Origin of the sequence: Paenibacillus sp. FSL L8-0470 (genome assembly GCF_038008625.1) — a bacterium.
Lineage (GTDB): Bacteria > Bacillota > Bacilli > Paenibacillales > Paenibacillaceae > Paenibacillus_AQ.
Genome location: NZ_JBBOZM010000001.1, coordinates 6126535 through 6144336 on the forward strand (window position 1 = coordinate 6126535; position 17802 = coordinate 6144336).

The following is a 17802-nucleotide window of genomic DNA, read 5'->3' on the forward strand; positions in this document are numbered from 1 at the left end:
GCTAACTGTTAAATTCACTTGATCTCATCTTTTACATCTTCTACCGCTTTGTCCACTTCATCATCAATATTCACCTCGATGGACGCCTCAACCTCTGCTTCCGTACCGGGGCCGAGAATCTTGCGGAACAAGCCCAGCATGGACAGGGCATAGGCTACAGTAATGAAGCTGAAGCTGATCTGCATGATGACCACGAGCCGCGAAGTATTGTCTACCGGAGCCACATCTCCATAGCCGACAGTCGTAAAGGTGGCCACGCTGAAATATAGAAAGGTAATCAGCTGGCTGAGCAGATCATCCCCTATTCCTTTGCCCTGAAAAGAGGACTGTCCAAATAGCTTATATATGGATGTATATACGACTGTAAAAAAAATAATGCAGGTAAAAGCAGCAATACTGATACGGACCAGTGTCTGCTGCAGCCTGACTTCCTTGCTGTTCGATTCCTTGATTTCATGAAAAATGAACAGAATGTAGAAAAGCACCGAGGCCAGGGCAAAGAGTAAAATCAGTCCCCTTAATCCCCGGTTGCCCGGTACGATGGAGCCCAGGTCAATCCAGTTCAGCAAATCCTCAACCGAAATTAGCGCATAGATTAGAACGGGGGCCAATAGAACCCCTTTTCCCATCCAGCTCAGCTTCATCCGGAAAAACCAAAACGACAGCAGTATAATCACTGCTATATTGAGGGTCCATACCCACCAAGCCATAGCCATTACACTCCTGTTCTAAGGTACGGGCAATTGGTAGCGGTAAGATAAGCAGCCGCTGATTCATTCCTGAGTGGTCCGCTTTCCGTGCCGTTTGATTAATCCGCCCTAGGCCTGCTGGTGACGGTAATCCGGCATTCTTCTTCCGGTGCAGAGCTGTATGCAGCAGCAATTCCCTTGCTGGCGATTTCTTTCTTGCTGACCTTACGCAGTACCATTGCCACCTCGACATCCCTTGTAAACGGGAAAGGGTCGAGCATTAGTGTGGATGCATCCTGCCATTCCGCCGAAATCAGACGTCCTGACGTAAAGCTGAAATCCTCACTTCCGGAGAAGCCGTCCTTCCACCACGGATGTTCTTCCGATTTGGGGCTTCCCGGCTCATTCAGAGCCAGATACAATGAGAGATCGTCAGAAAACTGCAGTAGCCTGGCATCATAATACAGCTCACCTTCTCCGATCGGCTGGTTTTTCTCGAGATCGCGGTGGATGCGGGCCCTGCGCTCCTCCTCATCTTTAAGATAGGCGCTCAGCTCCGGACATTCCTCCCCGGATACCTCAATCAGCCGTTCAAAATGCAGACTGCACAGCAGCGCACCGTACGGTGTGTCCGCTTCAATCTCATTAAGTCCACGTTTGTAGAACGTAAGCTTCGGCACTACGGGAAAATCTATGAAGCTGTAAGGTGCTCCTGCCGCATCATTCCAGAAAGGCGTTTCATCGAGATCAATCCAGCCCCTGTCATGGTTGCTGACCGCACGCAGCACCTCTGCACGCCGGTTTCCCTCGGGTACATGTTCTTCCTTGAACCATTGCGCAAATTCTCCGGCCAGCCGCCCGTGCTCATGCTGCTTAACCATTACAAATACTCCGTCCTGTTCCCTACAAATCAACGTAATTCCTCCCCGATTCTCCACTGCCTGGTGTTGGCTCAACTAAGGAGATTATAACATATCCATCTATATTTGTTTGAGTTTGGCTATTCATACACCTTCTGCTCGTTAAGAAGGGACTGTCTAAAAATGTACCCATTTATACCGCCAAAAGAAACAGGCAACCCTTAAGTGCTTATGCCCCTGAATGCAGAAGTAATAACACTCACCCGTCCTCCCGATTCCTTCTGGAGCTTCATCAGGATATGCAGCCACTGAATGCGAAAAAGCCACTCCCTGCGGCAAAATAGCACCGCGAAAGTGGCTCAGGAAAGATAGATAGCAGTAAATCAAAAATGGAGGGGGAAAAGAGTAAATTTACAATTTACACTCCCAGCCAACGCTTGAACATATGCTTGGTTGTCTGTTTGTTGATCTCCGCGATGGAGGTTGTAAGCGGGATGCCTTTCGGGCAGGCCCGCACACAGTTCTGCGAGTTGCCGCAGCCGTCGATGCCGCCGTCTTCCATCAACGCATCCAGACGGTCATCGGCGTTCATCTCACCCGTAGGATGGGCGTTGAACAGGCGCACCTGGGAAATGGCCGCCGGCCCGATGAAATTGGTCTTCTCATTGACATTGGGGCAAGCCTCCAGGCAGACGCCGCAGGTCATGCATTTAGACAATTCGTAGGCCCACTGGCGTTTCTTCTCCGCCATCCGCGGCCCCGGACCCAAGTCATAGGTTCCGTCAATCGGAATCCATGCCTTGACGCGTTTGAGCGCATTAAACATCCGGCTGCGGTCGATCACCAGATCACGTACCACAGGGAACGTCTTCATCGGCTCGATGCGCACCGGCTGCTCCAGATTGTCAATCAGCGCCGCACAGGCCTGGCGCGGTTTGCCGTTTATCACCATGGAGCATGCACCGCACACTTCCTCCAGACAGTTGGAATCCCAGCATACCGGAACCGTACCGTCACCCTTGGCGTTAACCGGATTACGCTGGATTTCCATCAAAGCGCTGATCACGTTCATCCCCGGACGGTAGGCCAGCTCAAATTCCTCGACATACGGTGAGCTCTCCGGCTCGTCCTGGCGGGTAATTATAAACTTTACGTTTTTGGGAGCTGCAGCAGTTTCCGCCATATCAGTTACCTCCTAAAAGTTTGGTGAGCATTACTTCAACGTATTTCTTCGTGCATAACTGCTATATTTCTTATTACTTCTCCGGCTAGAATTGCTTATTCCCGTAGGCTTCAGCCAGCCTGAATCCAATTCCCATATTCCTCATAGGTTCAGGGCTCATTCAAGCGGCACCTTTAACCGGTTAGTCCTTCGAATAATCCCGTACCCGCGGAGGAATCAGTGAGACATCTACTGCTTCATAAGAGATCTGCGGGCCATCCGCGCTCCATGTCGCTTTAGTCGTCTTCAGGAACTCCTCGTCGTTGCGTGTCGGGAATTCCGGCTTGTAGTGCGCGCCGCGGCTTTCGTTCCGCAGCAGCGCCCCGAGTGTCATCGCCTCGGACAGCTCCAGCATGTTCCAGAGCTGGCGGGTGAAGGCCACACCCTGGTTGTTCCAGCGCGAAGTATCATTCATGTTGATGTTGCGGTAACGCTCCTTGAGCTCTTTAATTTTGCCGATGGTCGCTTCCAGCTTGACGTTGTCACGCACAACGGTCATATTTGCGGTCATCCATTCGCCCAGTTCCTTATGAATCACATAGGCGTTCTCCGTGCCGGACATCGCCAGCAGGGACTCGTATTTGTCCGTCTGCTTCTTGTGGAAGCTGTCGAACACGGTGGAAGAAATGTCCTGCACCGATTTCTTCAGGCCTTTAATATATTCAACGGCCTTCGGCCCCGAGACCATGCCGCCATAAATCGCCGAGACCAGCGAGTTCGCGCCGAGCCGGTTCGCACCGTGGTATTGGTATTCGCATTCCCCTGCCGCGAACAGGCCGGGAATGTTGGTCATCTGATTGTAATCGACCCACATGCCGCCCATGGAGTAATGCACGGCTGGGAAGATTTTCATCGGTATTTTACGGGGATCATCGCCCATGAATTTCTCATAAATCTCAATAATGCCGCCCAGCTTGACGTCAAGCTCCTTAGGATCCTTGTGGGAGAGATCCAGATACACCATGTTCTCGCCGTTGATCCCGAGCCCCTGGTCCACACAGACATTAAAGATTTCCCGGGTTGCGATATCACGCGGCACCAGATTTCCGTAAGACGGGTATTTCTCTTCCAGGAAGTACCACGGCTTACCGTCCTTATAGGTCCAGATACGTCCGCCTTCGCCGCGTGCCGATTCCGACATCAGCCGCAGCTTGTCGTCGCCGGGGATTGCGGTCGGGTGAATCTGGATGAATTCTCCGTTGGCATAATGCACACCCTGTTGATATACAGCACTGGCTGCCGTCCCTGTGTTGATCACGGAGTTGGTCGTTTTGCCGAAAATGATTCCCGGACCGCCGCTGGCCAGAATGACCGCGTCCGCAGGGAAGGTCTGGATCTCCATCGTCTTCAGGTTCTGGGCGCTGATGCCGCGGCAGACGCGCTCATCATCAAGGACGACGGAAAGGAATTCCCAGTTCTCGCTCTTGGTCACCAGGCCTTCCGCTTCCCAGCGGCGAACCTGTTCATCCAGCGCATACAGCAATTGCTGGCCGGTTGTAGCCCCGGCAAAAGCGGTACGGTGCCGTTTCGTTCCGCCAAACCGGCGGAAATCGAGCAGCCCCTCCGGGGTACGGTTGAACATTACGCCCATCCGGTCCATCAGATGGATGATGCCCGGTGCGGCTTCACACATCGCCTTAACCGGCGGCTGGTTCGCCAGGAAGTCACCGCCGTAGACGGTGTCATCAAAATGCTCCCAGGGCGAATCCCCCTCGCCCTTCGTATTTACAGCGCCGTTGATGCCGCCCTGCGCACAGACCGAGTGCGATCTTTTGACTGGAACCAGTGAGAACAAATGCACATGTGCGCCGGATTCCGCCGCCTTGATGGTAGCCATCAGGCCGGCCAGCCCGCCGCCCACGATAATGATATCGGCTGATGCCATGATTGTTCACTCCTAAAGTTTTGTGAGCATAGACTTCTGAGTATCCGCCTCGTACAAAACTGGCTTCGGAAGCATATGCTTTAGTTTTGTGAGCATACACTTCCTGAAAAGCTTCGTTCAAACCGGCCTCGGAAGCATAGGCTGTCAAACATGTAATGATGTCAGCTGTAAATCAGCCTTGTGGATATTTGCATAAATGGCAGTTCGCTCCACACTGGAGTATATGCCAACTATTCTTAAATAAAAGTCCGCAGGGATTGCAGCGCAGAGGCTGTAGCCTGGAATTCACTGTCACGGAAAGTGACCAGCGACAGCAGGAACATGAAACTGACAAGGACGAAAAGTCCGAGACAAAGAATAGAGGACACTCTTTGTGAACGCGGCCCCACGGTAATCCCCCAGCTGATCAGGAATGACCATAGGCCATTGGAAAAGTGGAAGCAGGCCGCCAGAATCCCAATTACATACACGGCTAGAAGAAGCGGCTGGGTAACGATATTATGCATTACACTGCCAAGTTCCTCATGCTCCACATTCCCGAGCGCCACCTGGAACCGGGTTTCGAACACATGCCAGACGATGAACACGAAAGTGATGACTCCACTTACACGCTGCAGCGTATACCGCCAGTTTCTTTCCAGATTGTACCGGTTCAAGTTTGGCTTGGACTGATAGGCGATGTATAGCCCATAAACCCCGTGGTACAGCAGCGGCAGCCATATGCCGAACAATTCCAGGAAGAAGACTAGCGGCAGGCTGTTGAGCCATAGCACACTGTCTGTGAAACCGGAAGCGCCACCCTCCACTGCCGCGAAATTCGTCAGCATGTGCTCAAGGAAAAAGCCCCCAAGCGGGATAATGCCGAGCAAGGAATGAATCTTTCTGGAATAAAATCCTCTCATGCAAAGTGTCCCCTTTCCGAATAAAAAACAGCGTTTTCATTAATGAGCATACACCGCCGGGAGTACAGTTGAAACAGGGGAACTAAGGTTTAAAACCATCACCTGAATCTCTATTTTCACCACTATCCATTGCTTTCCCGGACTTTGCTTTATTATTCACAATATGTGAATATCCTGTGTCACTTTTCATGTTACTCTTTTTTCTCTTATAAGGGAATTGCAATCTAATTATTAAACGTTATACAATAATTGCATAAGAATATTTTTTATATGATAATAATTCTCATTTAGAACAGTGATTCTAAAGATTTCGCCGGTCCTTCAGCCTTTTTTAAGAAGAGACATCCATCGCGGCTATGCCTTTTATCACTTTCACTACAGGGACACTGATATAAAGTTATCAGCATTACTACAAGTTGGATGAAAGGAGACCTCTGTTATGTTCGACGATTTGGATATTTTCGCTGCAGTTGTGGAGCATTCCAGCCTTAACCGGGCTTCACGCCAGCTTAATCTGTCCCAGCCCGCTCTCTCCCGCAAAATCTCCAAGCTGGAGGAACGGCTCGGCGTCGCCCTGTTCAACCGGTTCGGCAAACGGCTGGAGCTGACCGAGGTTGGCCGTCTCACCTATACTTATGCGCTGGAGCAGCGTCAGCAACGGTCCAAATTTCTGGAGGCATTGTCCAAGTTCAGGGAGGGTGAGCCGCAGTTCGTGACACTTGGCGCCAGTCTGACGACACTGCAGACCACACTGCCGCCGCTTGTGAACGCGTACACGGAGAAATACCCGGCAGCCGAGCTGAAGCTGATTACCGGAAAAACACATGAAATCGTCTCCTCGGTCAGCGAAGGCAAATGCGATGTCGGCATTATCGCCTCCTCCATACAGGAGCCGGGGCTGCGCTGCATCCCGCTGTTCGAGGACCAGCTGCGGCTGGTCGTCTCCAGTCATCATCCGCTGACTCTGCCGGCGAAGCTGACAATGGACCATCTCGCGCGGCTGCCGATGATTCTCTTCTCCAAGGGCACCTGGTACCGCCGCATGACCGATGAGCTGTTCCAGCGCTGCGCCGTTGAGCCGGATGTACGCATGGAGATCGACTCCTTCGAAGCCATCGTCCGGCTGCTGCCGACGATCAAGGCAGCAGCGCTGCTGCCGAAGTCGTACCTTCGTCCGGAGCTGCTGAACGGAGGCGGGCTGGTCTCTCTCCATATTAAGGAACTGGAGCAGACCCAGCGGACTACCTGTCTGATCTATCAGGGAAGCGGCAGCCTGAGCACTGCGGCACGCTGCCTCGTGCAGGTGACAGAGGAAGTATTCCTGCCCGTACACGAATAATACGCAAATCACCCGGCAAGCCCCCATATCGCTATGGATCGGCCTGCCGGGTGATTGCGTGTACACGGGCAGTTATTCTGTTATATTGAGCACCAGCTTGTCGAGACAGGCCCGCAGATGCTGGAATTAACGGAACTTGCCAGCGTCGATCGCCGCTTGCTTCTCATCGAGAATTTCCTGATACCCTGCTTCCAGGTAAGTCTTCTTGGCTGCTTCATAGGTCGCATCGAATTCAGCTTCCGGGGCAAGCGCACACTTCACATACAGATCCTGAAAGAGTGAGTTCAGATCGGCTTTATACTCATTTACCTTCTCAAGCACAACGGTGAACATGGCATCCGGTGTGCGGAATTCCGCAACCTCGTTGTAGTATTTCACCATATCATCAGCGAGATTCTCGTAGCCGGCCGGTGCCCAGTTGCGGAGATTCGCTTTGAGGGTCTTGTCAGCTTCCGGATATTGCGCGATTTCAGTCACGAGGCCCCAGTAGTCCTTGTTATTGTTCTGTGCCAGGACCGATTCGCCCTTATAATCTGCTTTTTTTACAGCGATACCTTCTGCATCAAGCGTATAGTTTTCGCCTTCAACACCGTTCTGGAACTTGAACAGATTTTCCGGCTGGCTGAGCCATTCCAGATACATCCAGACTGCAGCGCGCTCCTCAGGCGAGGTTTCATAGTTGATACCCATGATGAAGCCAAACGGCCAGTAAGCACGTCCTTGAGGCTTGAGCCCCTCAGGAACACCTGCAAAAGGCGGCACTACAGCAAATTCGGCATCCGGGTTGTTCGCCAGGGTAGCAGCAAAGACGTCTGTATTGTTCGTGAGGTAGAATCCGTAGTTTCCTGTTTTTCCGGCAACGAATTCGGATTTAATCTTATTATCATCGTTACGCAGATAGAATTCCTTATCGATAAGGCCATTATTGTACTGATAGTTCATATTACGCAAGAAACGCTCAGTGTCGGCGCTGGTTAAATCAGCAACGCTCAAATCTGAATAAAGCGCGCGGTATTTCGGATCGACGGGCCAATCGCGGAAGGCGTAGTTGTAATTGAAACTGTTTTGAAGCAAGCTGCCGCCAGTCACTCCCAGGCCGGCCTCTTTCCATTTCAACAGCATCTCATTGTACTTCTCAAGTGAAGTCAAATCTTCCACCTTCATGCCAACCTTCTCCACCCAGTCTTTGCGGATGACGGATGTGAAATTGTCAGCTTCGGGACGTGCGGCGAAGAAGAAGGTATTCTTATCGTCTACAACACCATATTGCTGGATCGTTTCGCCCATACTTTTCCAATATGTCGGTGCATAATTCTCGATTTCAGCATAGTCCAGCGGCTGCATAACATCCTCGCCGTAATACGTAAGTGCCTGTGGCATATCGTAGTGGAAGATAATATCAGGGGCCTTATGTGACGCCAGCAGCTGCTCATAATCGGTCACTTCGCTGGTACGGGTAATCGGCACGTAATTGACTTCGATATTGTATTTGTCGCCGAATTCCGCTTGAACCCAGCGGGTATAATAGTTGTCGGTTACATTCCAGCCCTCGAACGCCCGCTCATAAACCGGGATATCCAGACTAACCTTCTTCTCAAAACCCTTCGTATAATCAGGATAGCTTCCTTCACTCTGTTTATTGGCTGCTGCCGTCTCAGCAGAACTGCTAGGCTCAGCACTCTCATTATTGTTATTTCCCCCGGAGCACCCGGCCAGCATCCCCGCCGTCATGACAGATGCCATCATTAACGAAACAACTCTTTTTTTGTTCATCGCAATTCCCCCACATTTAAATTTTCGGACTGTAGAATTACTATTCTGGAAAACAAGATTACTCTTTGACTGCTCCGAGCATAACGCCCTGGACGAAGTATTTCTGAACAAAGGGATAGACGCAAAGAATGGGCAGGGTTGCAAATACTACGACTGATGCCTTTAATACTTCCGGATTACTAAGAGATACCTGAGTTGCTTCCAATTGGAAACTTTCACTGGCCTGAATGACCAGATAATACAGCTTGAGCTGCAGAGGCCGGAGTGAGATCTCATGCTTGATATAGAACAATGCATCCTGATAAATATTCCAGCGTCCAACCGCGTAGAAGAGAGAGAGTGTCGCGATAATCGGTTTGGACAACGGGATGACGATGCTGAGCAGGATCCGAAAATGTCCGGCACCGTCGATCCGTGCAGATTCTTCCAGACTTACGGGAATACCGCTCGTTAGAGAAGTCTTCATAATCAGCAGATTGAAGGCGCTGAACGACAACGGTAAAATCAGTGACCATATCGTATCCATCAGTCCCAGATTGTTAATGTTCATATAGTCCGGGATGATTCCTCCACTAAAGTACATCGTGAACAAAAAGATGAAGGTGATTACTCTACGGCCCTTCAGCTGAGATCTGGACAGCGGGTACGCGGCGCAGATGGTCAGAACCATCCCCAGAATGGTGAACAGCACCGTCACTATAACTGAGATGTACAGTGAACGGAGTATACTGGCATCCGCGAAGATTTTCTTGTACGCTTCTATGGTGAAGCCCTGCGGCCACAGAAAAACCTTATTTGCAATAACAAAAGAGTCAGAGCTCAGGGATTTCGACACAACATGAAGAAACGGCAACAAGCACGCTAGCGAAGCAATGATCAGAACGAGGCGGATCAGCAATTCCCAGATGTCCAAACGCCCTTTACGTGGTGCGGCAGGGTTGCCGGTTAATGCTCTCATGGTTTCTCTCCTTTCTATAATATTCCATCCTCGCCGAGCTTCTTAGCCACGCGGTCAGCCGTTATTACAAGAAGAATACCGATGACGGATTGGAAGAGTCCTATCGCTGTCGCCCGGCTGAAATTGCCGCTTTCGATCCCCCAACGGTACACCAGAACCGGTATGGTCGTTGTGTACTCTGTGGTGGCCTTGTTCTGCAGAACGAATATACGCTCGAACGAGCCCTCCATTATCTTCCCCAGGTTCATGATCAGCAAGGTTACAATGGTTGCACGGATGGAAGGAACTGTGATATTCCATACCTTTCTCCAGCGTCCTGCTCCATCAACGGTAGCTGCTTCATACATCTCAGGGTTAATCCCGCTAATGGCAGCTAAATAAATGATGGTCCCCCACCCCATGCTCGACCACACACCGATTGCCAGGTAGCTGATCAGCCAATGCGTATCTTCCTGGAGGAACGGAACACGATTACCGCCCATAAGCTCAATCAAATTATTGACGACACCGTTTCCTTGACTAAGCAGCTGGTAAGCGATCGCCCCGATAATGACCCAGGACAGGAAGTGCGGCAAGTACAGCATGGTTTGGTTTACGCGTTTGAACCTTACGCTTTTGACTTCATTCAGCAGCAGAGCCAGTACGATCGGCATCGTGAAGCTGAATACGAGATCAAGAATATTGAGCATCAGCGTATTGCGGACAGCACGGGTGAAGTCTGGTTTGGAGAAAATATCCCGAAATACTTCAAAACCCACCCATTCACTGCCCCAAACCCCTCTTGCAATTTTGTAGTCTTTAAAAGCGAGCACAAGTCCTGTCATCGGCAGGTATTTGAATACGATTACAAAAGATAATGGAATTAATAATAGTAAATAGAGCTGCCAGTCACGCTGTAAGAAGCCGAGTCCCTGTTTGTTTCTTAATAAGGCGGTTTCATTTGTTTTTGAAGCGCTTGCAATTTTCAAACTTTCACCTCCTTCACCAAATTATCTCCTTGCCAGTTGTGTTCACCAGCTCGAGTTCAATGCTATCCCCTTTGCCCGGTTTTGAAAATCATGAGTATTGATGATCCCCATCAAATTTGATCGGGCCGCGGTTTTAGCGGCATCTGCAGCATCCTGATGATCAATTATGATAGGTATTCCCAAAAATAAAACGCTTACATTAAAAAAAGCCACCGGCTGCCGGCCAGGAGCAGGCTCCTAGGAGCTCTTGCTCTTGGCCGACTTATAGCTGCTCGGCGGCATGCCTTCGTACTTGCGGAAAAACCGGTTGAAGCTCTGGACATTATGATAGCCAACCTCCGCTGCAATCTGCTTAATCGTCAGGTCGGTATCCAGCAGCAGTTCCTTGGCCTTCTCGATACGCAGCTGATTAAGATAATCGATCATGCTGTTTCCGGTTAGCTCATACACGATCTTGCGCATATAAGAGTAGCTAATGCCGATTTCTTTAGCCATATCCTCAAATACAATTTCTTCACGGTAATTTTCCTTCAAATATTGAATGATCCGTTCTCCATGATTGGTTTCACCCGTGCTACGGTCCAGACTCTGTACGATTTCACGGAAAATTTCATGTAAATACTCTTCAAGCTCATCAAGCGTATCCATCGCAGCCAGAATGGTGTATATGTTGCCTTTGCCCATAATCATTCTTCCGGTACCGATATGATTCTCGCGAAGATGCTTGATGGTCGCACCTATCAGCTGGTGATAAATGAACATGATATTATCATAGGAAATATTCTCTTCCGAGCTGATCTGACAGCGGATGCTCTGAAGCTCTTTGAAAATCCCGTCCAGGTTGCCGGCGTCCAGGAAATTGAGAATCCGTCGCTCACTGCAGTCGAAGTCGATATATTTACGGCTGTTCTCCCCCTCATCCTCCCAGTACATGATGCTGCCGGCACCATTTATCATCCGCTGCTTAATCAATTCCATCGCTTCAAACAACCGCCGGGCAACCATTTCGGGTGCATCAGCCAAATTACTTAATCCGATCGTGACCGAATGCTCCAGCAGCGCAAGCGACTGATCCCCGACCTTTTCCAGCGCCTGATGGATCAGGCTGCTGCTACGCTCATCCTCACCCGGAGCAAAGTTCATCACAATCACAATACAGCCGTCGTTATGATAGACAGAACGGGCCAGAATTCCCTCTGGAAAGAAGCTTTCAAACTTCGTGTTAAGCAGATACCGGTGGTAGCTGCGTGTCTCCACATTGGTATTGCCCACATATACTCTATACTGGTCGATGGAGACAACGGCGATTCTGTAACACGCCTCCGGAAAAACCTCCGTGATCCGGGGCGGAATCTCTCCGCGCAAAAGACGGTGAACGGCGAGACTGCGGGTATCCTGCTCACGCTCCTGCAGGAGCTGGAACAGACTATCCTCTTCCTCCTGCATTCGTTTGAACGCCATATCCAGGAAGGCAAGCTCATTCTTATTCACCACACCCAAATCACTTTTGGAGCGTATCGTCCGCACCAGCTGCCTCACCGGTCTGGACAGCCAAGTCGCGAGAACGACAGCCATAACTGTTCCCAGCAATATAATAGCACCCGTAAGCAAAATGATATTCCCCTGCATATCACGTGATTTGGCCATCAGCTCATCCATAGAGCTCCAGCTTACATTCCACCATCCGGACAATGAAGAGCGGCTCCAGGCGTAAACCATCCGTTTGCCATCAAGCTCACGGAATGTATAACCTTCACTCGGTTTCTGAGTCAGCATATCCCGGATAAATGGCAGCTCATAACCGTCAGTAAGCAGCTTCGACTTGTCCTTGTATGATATTATTGTGCCGTCCGATGCCAGAAGCAGGTGGTTGCTGTCTCCGACTTCTGTTTCATGCAAATATTTACCGATCTGGCTCTCGCTTATGTTAACGATGATTAATCCGTGCGTGGTGGAAGACAGACGATTGAGAGGATACACGTACGATACAACATTGACGCCCGAGTCCAGCTTGCGGGGAACCCATACGCCGCTGATCCCTCTCCGCCCCTCAAGGGCTTCTGTTGTCCAGCTGATCGACTCATACCGCTCCAGCTTCGTGATCCCGTTGTCGGTAGAAATAACATAATCTGAATCATTCAAGTAGAAGTAGGAGGATTCCGTCCCATCTACCCGGCGGTTCAAATTCATCAACTCCTTCATCACAGTCAGCGCGCTGCTCACGTTATTGTAATTGGAGTTGAGTTCTTCGAACGTCTCGAAATTACGAATGCGGTCAAAAACGTTAGTTGCAGCCGAACGTGCCGTATCCTGCGCCAGGTTAGCGAGCGCGCTCTCGTTCAGCTTGCGGTTGGCATTCAGCCCGGCGAGTGTGGATTCTCCGATGGCCTCCTCTGAGTTCTGTAAAAGCTGTGCCCCGCTGTACCACGTCAGGATGGCTGTCGGAATGGCCATAACGCAGAATAGAATCAATGCCAGCTGCAGCAGCATCGGTGTTTTTTTCATTTTTACTCCCCTTATGATTTCTGTAGATACTTAGATTGAACAATACTTCTGTGGACGTACTCCATGGCAAATCCGGTATTCACACCAGTACCAGCACCAGCAGCAGTATTTACTGTTACCGCTTACATTTTAATTCAAAACGGATAACCCAGCTATTGTTATTTTATCATTATAAAAAACATTTTAAATATATGTATAGGGAAAATTTTCAAACAAATCAGGAAAATTGAAGGTGCTATAGCCGGCCCCCCTTGACACTGGATCTAATTTCCCCTAAGTTAGTTACATGAGTAATTAACCAGTTAGGTGGTGAAGCATTGGGATTTCAAATGGATGACACCCGGCCAATATTCGTACAGATCGCAGAGCGTATAGAAAATGACATCATAGATGGAACCATACCGGAAGAATCTCAGGTGCCTTCCACGAATCAGTTCGCTTCGTTTTATGGCATCAATCCGGCGACAGCGGCCAAAGGCGTGAATCTGCTCGTGGAGCAAGGAATATTGTACAAGAAGAGGGGAATTGGGATGTTTGTGGCAGCAGGTGCGCGTGCGGACTTGACGGATAAGCGCAGGCAGCAGTTTTATGAGCAGTATGTGGTGGCCATGATCCGTGAAGCCGGCAAGCTCGGCATTACGGCTGGGCAACTGTCTGAAATGATCCGCAAGGGGGATGAGAACCGATGATGATCACCAGGAAGACGATTGAGGCGAAGGCAGCACTGCCCGAGGCAGAGCTTGAGCTGAATCATGTCAGAAAGATCTTCCACGGAGGCCAGGGGGTACAAGATGCTTCGCTTATATTGAAACCGGAGACGATTCACGGACTTATTGGTGCCAATGGAAGCGGCAAAACCACTTTACTTGCACTAATCGCCGGCCTGTTGTTTCCAGACAGCGGAACTATTACCTACGGCGGCATGCCGGTACATGAAAACCCTTCAGTTCTAAGCAGTATCTGTATGGTTAAGACCTATGAACGGTCCTGGAACGAGTACTCTCTTAAGCAAATCTATAGTTATGCCTCACTGTTCTATCCCTATTGGGATGCAACTCTGGCCGAAGACCTGATGAACAAATTCCAACTTGGCGGCAGCAAGAAGTACAAACAGCTTTCGCGCGGCGGTCAATCAATGGCCGGAATCATCAAAGGACTGGCAAGCCGTGCTCCAATGACCTTGCTGGATGAACCTGTCCTTGGGCTGGATGCCTCGATGCGGGAAATCTTTTACCGGATACTTCTTGAGGATTATGGCAAATATCCCCGCACCTTCGTGATTTCGACCCATCTCATTGATGAGGCCGAAAATTTATTTGAACAAATAGCTTATGTCAAAAAAGGCACCATCGCTTACAACGGTCCCGTGGAGGAATTTGCCGCCAAAGCTTCTTATGCTACCGGCCCCGCCGCAGTGCTTGAGAAGCTGTCCGGGGATGTTCGGAACCTGCACACTGAACGGCTGGGCGGCAAGCTTATGCTGGCATTGGAAGACCTCACAGATCCGACTGAACGCAGAACACTGCAGGAACAAGGTGTGGAGCTGTCTCCAATCCCCCTGCAAAAGCTGTTCGTGTATATGACACTTAGAGATACTGCCAACGGCCAAGGAGGAGGTAACCTATGAGCTTACGCAATTTGACGAAATTCCATTTGAAGGATTACCGCAGAGCCACAATCATCCTCTTCTGTGTACTATTGCTGGTCAACACTGCACAATTACTGTTGAAGCTCTTCCTGCCTTCACTGGTCACCATAACGGAGCACAATATCTTCGGGCTCAGCCGCAATGTGATTGTGATATTCACCTTAATCAATGTGGTAGTGAACGCCAATCTAACGTTTCCGCTGATGAGCGGATTTAGTGTAACCCGCAAGAACTTCTATTTCAGCACAATTCTGGCCTCCGCAATCTTTTGCGTTTCTGCCGCATTTGCGGAAACTGTGCTGTCGGAAATCGGCAAAGCTTTAATGCCCTCCCTTGGCATGGAAATCAGCAGCGGCAAGCCTTTTCTGCTTCATTGGTATTTATTTGCGGTGGGCCTAATTGCCGTTTCGCTTGCCCTCTTTGTGATTATCGCCTGCTTTCACCGGCTCGGAACCATAAAAGGCATCTTCTCTTTAATTCTCTATGTCGGACTCCTAAATTTGGCCGTAAACCTGATGCCTTCTCTTCCGATCACCGATGAGTCCGGACTGCTTCCGCTTTCCCCCGAAACCCTTCCCGCCGAGAGCTCGCTCATGCTTTGGGCAGCTATTCTGGCACTGGTGCTAATCGGCTGGCTGATTTACCGCCGCGCTCCCGTTCGTATGTAGATTAGATACAGGTTCGAGAAAAATATACTGCTACATCACATTCAAAGAGATACCTTAGATGAGTTAAAAAAAGGCGCGGATTTGTCACCAGACATGTACTACAGGCTATTCACAGATATTCACTACCATTTCCTCGCTTTCACATAGCAAAACGCCCGGATACGCATCCGGGCGTTTTTGCATTCCTCTTATAATTCTATGCAGGCGGGCATATAGCACTAATCCACATTTACAGCTCCGTCCTCGAACTCTTCAATACTCTGATTGGAGCCAATGACCACCATAATATCACCCTCATTCACATGGTCATGCGCGGTAGGAGCGACGATGATCCCGTCCTCGCGGTTCAGGGCAATGATGCTGCAGCCGTATCTGGCCCGGGTGTTCAGCTCCGAGAGGCTTTTGCCATTCATGCAGGAAGGCACGGTCAGCTCGACAATTTTATAATCCTTGGAGATTTCGATATAGTCCAGAAGATTGGGCGTCACCAGCTGATGTGCCACACGGACACCCATATCCCGCTCGGGGAAAATAACCCGGTCGACCCCCAGCTTGGACAACGCCCGCCCGTGAAGAATCGTTATCGCTTTGCCAACCACCTGCTTTACACCAAGCTCCTTGAGCAGGATCGCCGCCAGTATGCTGCGCTCCATGTTATCTCCAATTGCCACAATACCGCAGTCAAAATTACGCACCCCCAGCGAACGCATAATTCCTTCATCTGTAGCATCCGCCATTACGGCATGGGTCAGCCGGCCGCTCATCTCTTCAACCCGGTCCTCCTGATGGTCAATCCCAAGCACCTCATAGCCCATGGCCATCAGTTCAAGCGCAAGGCTTGAGCCAAAACGGCCGAGACCGATTACGACAAACTGCTGTGGTTTCATAATTCGTTTAGCCCCTTATCCAATTATCATTTTGCCTTCCGGATACTTATACAATGCTTTACCCTGTTTCGGGCCAAGCGCATACGCCAGGGTCAGCAGACCCAGCCTTCCGGCGAACATGGTCAGGCTGATCAGAATCTTGCCGGCTTCCGTTAATTCCGGTGTCAATCCCATGCTGAGGCCCACAGTGGCGAAGGCCGAGGTCGTTTCGAACAGAATCATCAGGAAGGGGCGTTCTTCCGTGGTCGACAACACCATCGATACGGAAACAATCAGCAGTAAAGCAAGCAGCGTAATTGTCAGCGCCTTGAACACACGCTCCTGCGCCAACCGGTAGCGGAACAGCACGATATCCTCGCGTCCGCGCAGCATCGAAACTACCGCCCCGATCATCAGGGTGAATGTTGTTGTCTTAATCCCGCCGCCAGTCGAGCCCGGGGAAGCCCCGATAAACATCAGAATTACGATGAAAAATTGCGAAGCCTGGCGCAACCCGGCGATATCCACCGTATTGGCACCGGCAGTACGCGGCGTTACCGACTGAAAGAAGGAGGCCCAAAGTTTGCCGCCAAGGTTCAGCGGACCCAGCGTGCGTGAGTTGGTGAACTCGAAAACAAAAATGACTACTGTTCCAATTAGAATCAGCGCCGCCGTCATCGACAGGACAACCTTGGTGTGCAGCAGCAGCCTGCGGCTCTTACGGTAATCCATCAGATCCGACATGACGATAAACCCGATACCGCCGGAAACAATAAGGAACATGACGACGATATTCACAGTGGGATCATTGACGTATCCGGTCAGGCTGCGGTAGCCGCCGAAGATATCAAACCCGGCATTGTTAAACATCGAGACAGCATGAAAGATGCCATAATACAACGCGCGGCCAAAAGGCATATCCACCGCCCAACGCAGCGCTAGCAGGGCCGCACAACTTGCCTCAATAGCCAGTGAATAGAGCAGCACCTTGCGGATCAGCCGGACAATGCCCTCCATCGAGCTCTGATTCATGGCTTCCTGAAGGATAAGCCGGTCGCGCAGCGATATTTTGCGTTTCAGCAAGAGTGCGAATAAGGTCGCCATCGTCATGAATCCGAGGCCGCCAATTTGAATCAGCACCAGTATGGTAATTTGACCAAAAACGCTGAAATAGGTCCCCGTGTCTACCACCACAAGTCCGGTCACGCAGGTAGCCGACGTTGCGGTGAACAACGCATCAATGAACCTTAGCGAGTGACCCGATGCACTTGAAATGGGCAGCATCAGAAGCAGGGTGCCGATCAGAATGACAGCTGCAAAGCCTAACACCAGTATCTGAGGCGGGGAAAGCTTCAAGAATCTAAATCTGGAAATTTTGGGAAACGGTGAAGCCAAACTCCTCATCCTCTCATATTCGCTTCTGCAAATGAAATTAAACACTAAATAAACATACAAATTATATACGTTATTGTCCAACTTCACAAAGGCGATTTACGGATGTGAGATTTTCCACTTGATA

At 50.3% G+C, this 17802-nt stretch carries 15 protein-coding genes; 4 read left to right on the top strand and 11 right to left on the bottom strand.

Features of this window, described 5'->3' with window-relative positions; genetic code table 11:
• Positions 1-14 precede the first annotated feature (14 nt).
• The 5 genes from NST99_RS27915 to NST99_RS27935 form a co-directional block, all read right to left on the bottom strand.
• On the bottom strand, positions 15-710 hold the full coding sequence (locus NST99_RS27915; RefSeq protein WP_341096043.1) for an ion channel: 696 nt from the start codon (positions 708-710) through the stop codon (positions 15-17).
• 98 nt (positions 711-808) lie between these two features.
• Positions 809-1603, bottom strand: coding sequence for a DUF3891 family protein (locus NST99_RS27920; RefSeq protein ID WP_341096044.1), 795 nt, complete (start codon positions 1601-1603; stop codon positions 809-811).
• 364 nt (positions 1604-1967) lie between these two features.
• A complete protein-coding gene (gene sdhB / locus NST99_RS27925; RefSeq protein ID WP_038596073.1) occupies positions 1968-2732 on the bottom strand; it encodes a succinate dehydrogenase iron-sulfur subunit in 765 nt (254 codons plus the stop codon).
• A gap of 181 nt (positions 2733-2913) precedes the next feature.
• Positions 2914-4656 (bottom strand): succinate dehydrogenase flavoprotein subunit, encoded by a 1743-nt coding sequence (sdhA, locus tag NST99_RS27930; RefSeq protein ID WP_038596075.1) that lies wholly within the window; start codon positions 4654-4656, stop codon positions 2914-2916.
• A gap of 236 nt (positions 4657-4892) precedes the next feature.
• Positions 4893-5558, bottom strand: a complete 666-nt coding sequence (locus NST99_RS27935) for a succinate dehydrogenase cytochrome b558 subunit (RefSeq protein WP_341096046.1) — start codon at positions 5556-5558, stop codon at positions 4893-4895.
• 439 nt (positions 5559-5997) lie between these two features.
• Between NST99_RS27935 and NST99_RS27940 the strand changes: the two genes are divergently transcribed.
• Positions 5998-6897: a LysR family transcriptional regulator gene (locus NST99_RS27940; protein ID WP_341096047.1), complete on the top strand. Its 900-nt coding sequence runs from the start codon at positions 5998-6000 to the stop codon at positions 6895-6897.
• A 126-nt stretch (positions 6898-7023) separates the two neighbouring features.
• Here NST99_RS27940 and NST99_RS27945 read toward each other — a convergent pair whose 3' ends face one another.
• The 4 genes from NST99_RS27945 to NST99_RS27960 form a co-directional block, all read right to left on the bottom strand.
• On the bottom strand, positions 7024-8670 hold the full coding sequence (locus NST99_RS27945) for an ABC transporter substrate-binding protein (RefSeq protein WP_341096049.1): 1647 nt from the start codon (positions 8668-8670) through the stop codon (positions 7024-7026).
• Between the two features lie 58 nt (positions 8671-8728).
• Positions 8729-9628 (bottom strand): carbohydrate ABC transporter permease, encoded by a 900-nt coding sequence (locus NST99_RS27950; protein WP_341096050.1) that lies wholly within the window; start codon positions 9626-9628, stop codon positions 8729-8731.
• 14 nt (positions 9629-9642) lie between these two features.
• Positions 9643-10596 carry an ABC transporter permease gene (locus tag NST99_RS27955; protein WP_341096051.1) on the bottom strand — a complete coding sequence of 318 codons (954 nt, stop codon included), beginning with the start codon at positions 10594-10596 and terminating at the stop codon, positions 9643-9645.
• Positions 10597-10833: 237 nt separating this feature from the next.
• The gene (locus NST99_RS27960; RefSeq protein ID WP_341096053.1) at positions 10834-13101 is read right to left on the bottom strand and encodes an AraC family transcriptional regulator; all 2268 of its coding nucleotides are present in this window, start codon (positions 13099-13101) and stop codon (positions 10834-10836) included.
• A gap of 329 nt (positions 13102-13430) precedes the next feature.
• Here NST99_RS27960 and NST99_RS27965 point away from each other — a divergent pair, with 329 nt between their 5' ends.
• The 3 genes from NST99_RS27965 to NST99_RS27975 are packed head-to-tail and all read left to right on the top strand — an operon-like array spanning position 13431 to position 15417.
• Positions 13431-13790: a GntR family transcriptional regulator gene (locus NST99_RS27965; protein ID WP_445745048.1), complete on the top strand. Its 360-nt coding sequence runs from the start codon at positions 13431-13433 to the stop codon at positions 13788-13790.
• Positions 13787-14728, top strand: coding sequence for an ABC transporter ATP-binding protein (locus NST99_RS27970; RefSeq protein ID WP_341096056.1), 942 nt, complete (start codon positions 13787-13789; stop codon positions 14726-14728). Before NST99_RS27965 ends, NST99_RS27970 begins: the two co-directional genes overlap by 4 nt.
• The gene (locus tag NST99_RS27975) at positions 14725-15417 is read left to right on the top strand and encodes a hypothetical protein (RefSeq protein WP_341096058.1); all 693 of its coding nucleotides are present in this window, start codon (positions 14725-14727) and stop codon (positions 15415-15417) included. Before NST99_RS27970 ends, NST99_RS27975 begins: the two co-directional genes overlap by 4 nt.
• 218 nt (positions 15418-15635) lie before the next feature.
• On the opposite strand, the gene NST99_RS27980 is transcribed toward NST99_RS27975, so the two are convergent.
• Both NST99_RS27980 and NST99_RS27985 read right to left on the bottom strand, forming a co-directional pair.
• Positions 15636-16304: a potassium channel family protein gene (locus tag NST99_RS27980; protein WP_341096059.1), complete on the bottom strand. Its 669-nt coding sequence runs from the start codon at positions 16302-16304 to the stop codon at positions 15636-15638.
• Between the two features lie 15 nt (positions 16305-16319).
• Positions 16320-17687 carry a TrkH family potassium uptake protein gene (locus tag NST99_RS27985; protein WP_341096060.1) on the bottom strand — a complete coding sequence of 456 codons (1368 nt, stop codon included), beginning with the start codon at positions 17685-17687 and terminating at the stop codon, positions 16320-16322.
• Between the last annotated feature and the right edge of the window lie 115 nt (positions 17688-17802).

Bases quoted from the DNA above. Each gene is read 5' to 3' on its own strand.
- NST99_RS27960 (WP_341096053.1), bottom strand. From the start codon at position 13,101: ATGAAAAAAACACCGATGCTGCTGCAGCTGGCATTGATTCTATTCTGC.
- NST99_RS27985 (WP_341096060.1), bottom strand. From the start codon at position 17,687: ATGAGGAGTTTGGCTTCACCGTTTCCCAAAATTTCCAGATTTAGATTC.
- NST99_RS27935 (WP_341096046.1), bottom strand. From the start codon at position 5,558: ATGAGAGGATTTTATTCCAGAAAGATTCATTCCTTGCTCGGCATTATC.
- sdhB (WP_038596073.1), bottom strand. From the start codon at position 2,732: ATGGCGGAAACTGCTGCAGCTCCCAAAAACGTAAAGTTTATAATTACC.
- NST99_RS27970 (WP_341096056.1), top strand. From the start codon at position 13,787: ATGATGATCACCAGGAAGACGATTGAGGCGAAGGCAGCACTGCCCGAG.
- NST99_RS27915 (WP_341096043.1), bottom strand. From the start codon at position 710: ATGGCTTGGTGGGTATGGACCCTCAATATAGCAGTGATTATACTGCTG.
- NST99_RS27940 (WP_341096047.1), top strand. From the start codon at position 5,998: ATGTTCGACGATTTGGATATTTTCGCTGCAGTTGTGGAGCATTCCAGC.
- sdhA (WP_038596075.1), bottom strand. From the start codon at position 4,656: ATGGCATCAGCCGATATCATTATCGTGGGCGGCGGGCTGGCCGGCCTG.
- NST99_RS27950 (WP_341096050.1), bottom strand. From the start codon at position 9,628: ATGAGAGCATTAACCGGCAACCCTGCCGCACCACGTAAAGGGCGTTTG.
- NST99_RS27975 (WP_341096058.1), top strand. From the start codon at position 14,725: ATGAGCTTACGCAATTTGACGAAATTCCATTTGAAGGATTACCGCAGA.
- NST99_RS27945 (WP_341096049.1), bottom strand. From the start codon at position 8,670: ATGAACAAAAAAAGAGTTGTTTCGTTAATGATGGCATCTGTCATGACG.
- NST99_RS27980 (WP_341096059.1), bottom strand. From the start codon at position 16,304: ATGAAACCACAGCAGTTTGTCGTAATCGGTCTCGGCCGTTTTGGCTCA.
- NST99_RS27965 (WP_445745048.1), top strand. From the start codon at position 13,431: ATGGATGACACCCGGCCAATATTCGTACAGATCGCAGAGCGTATAGAA.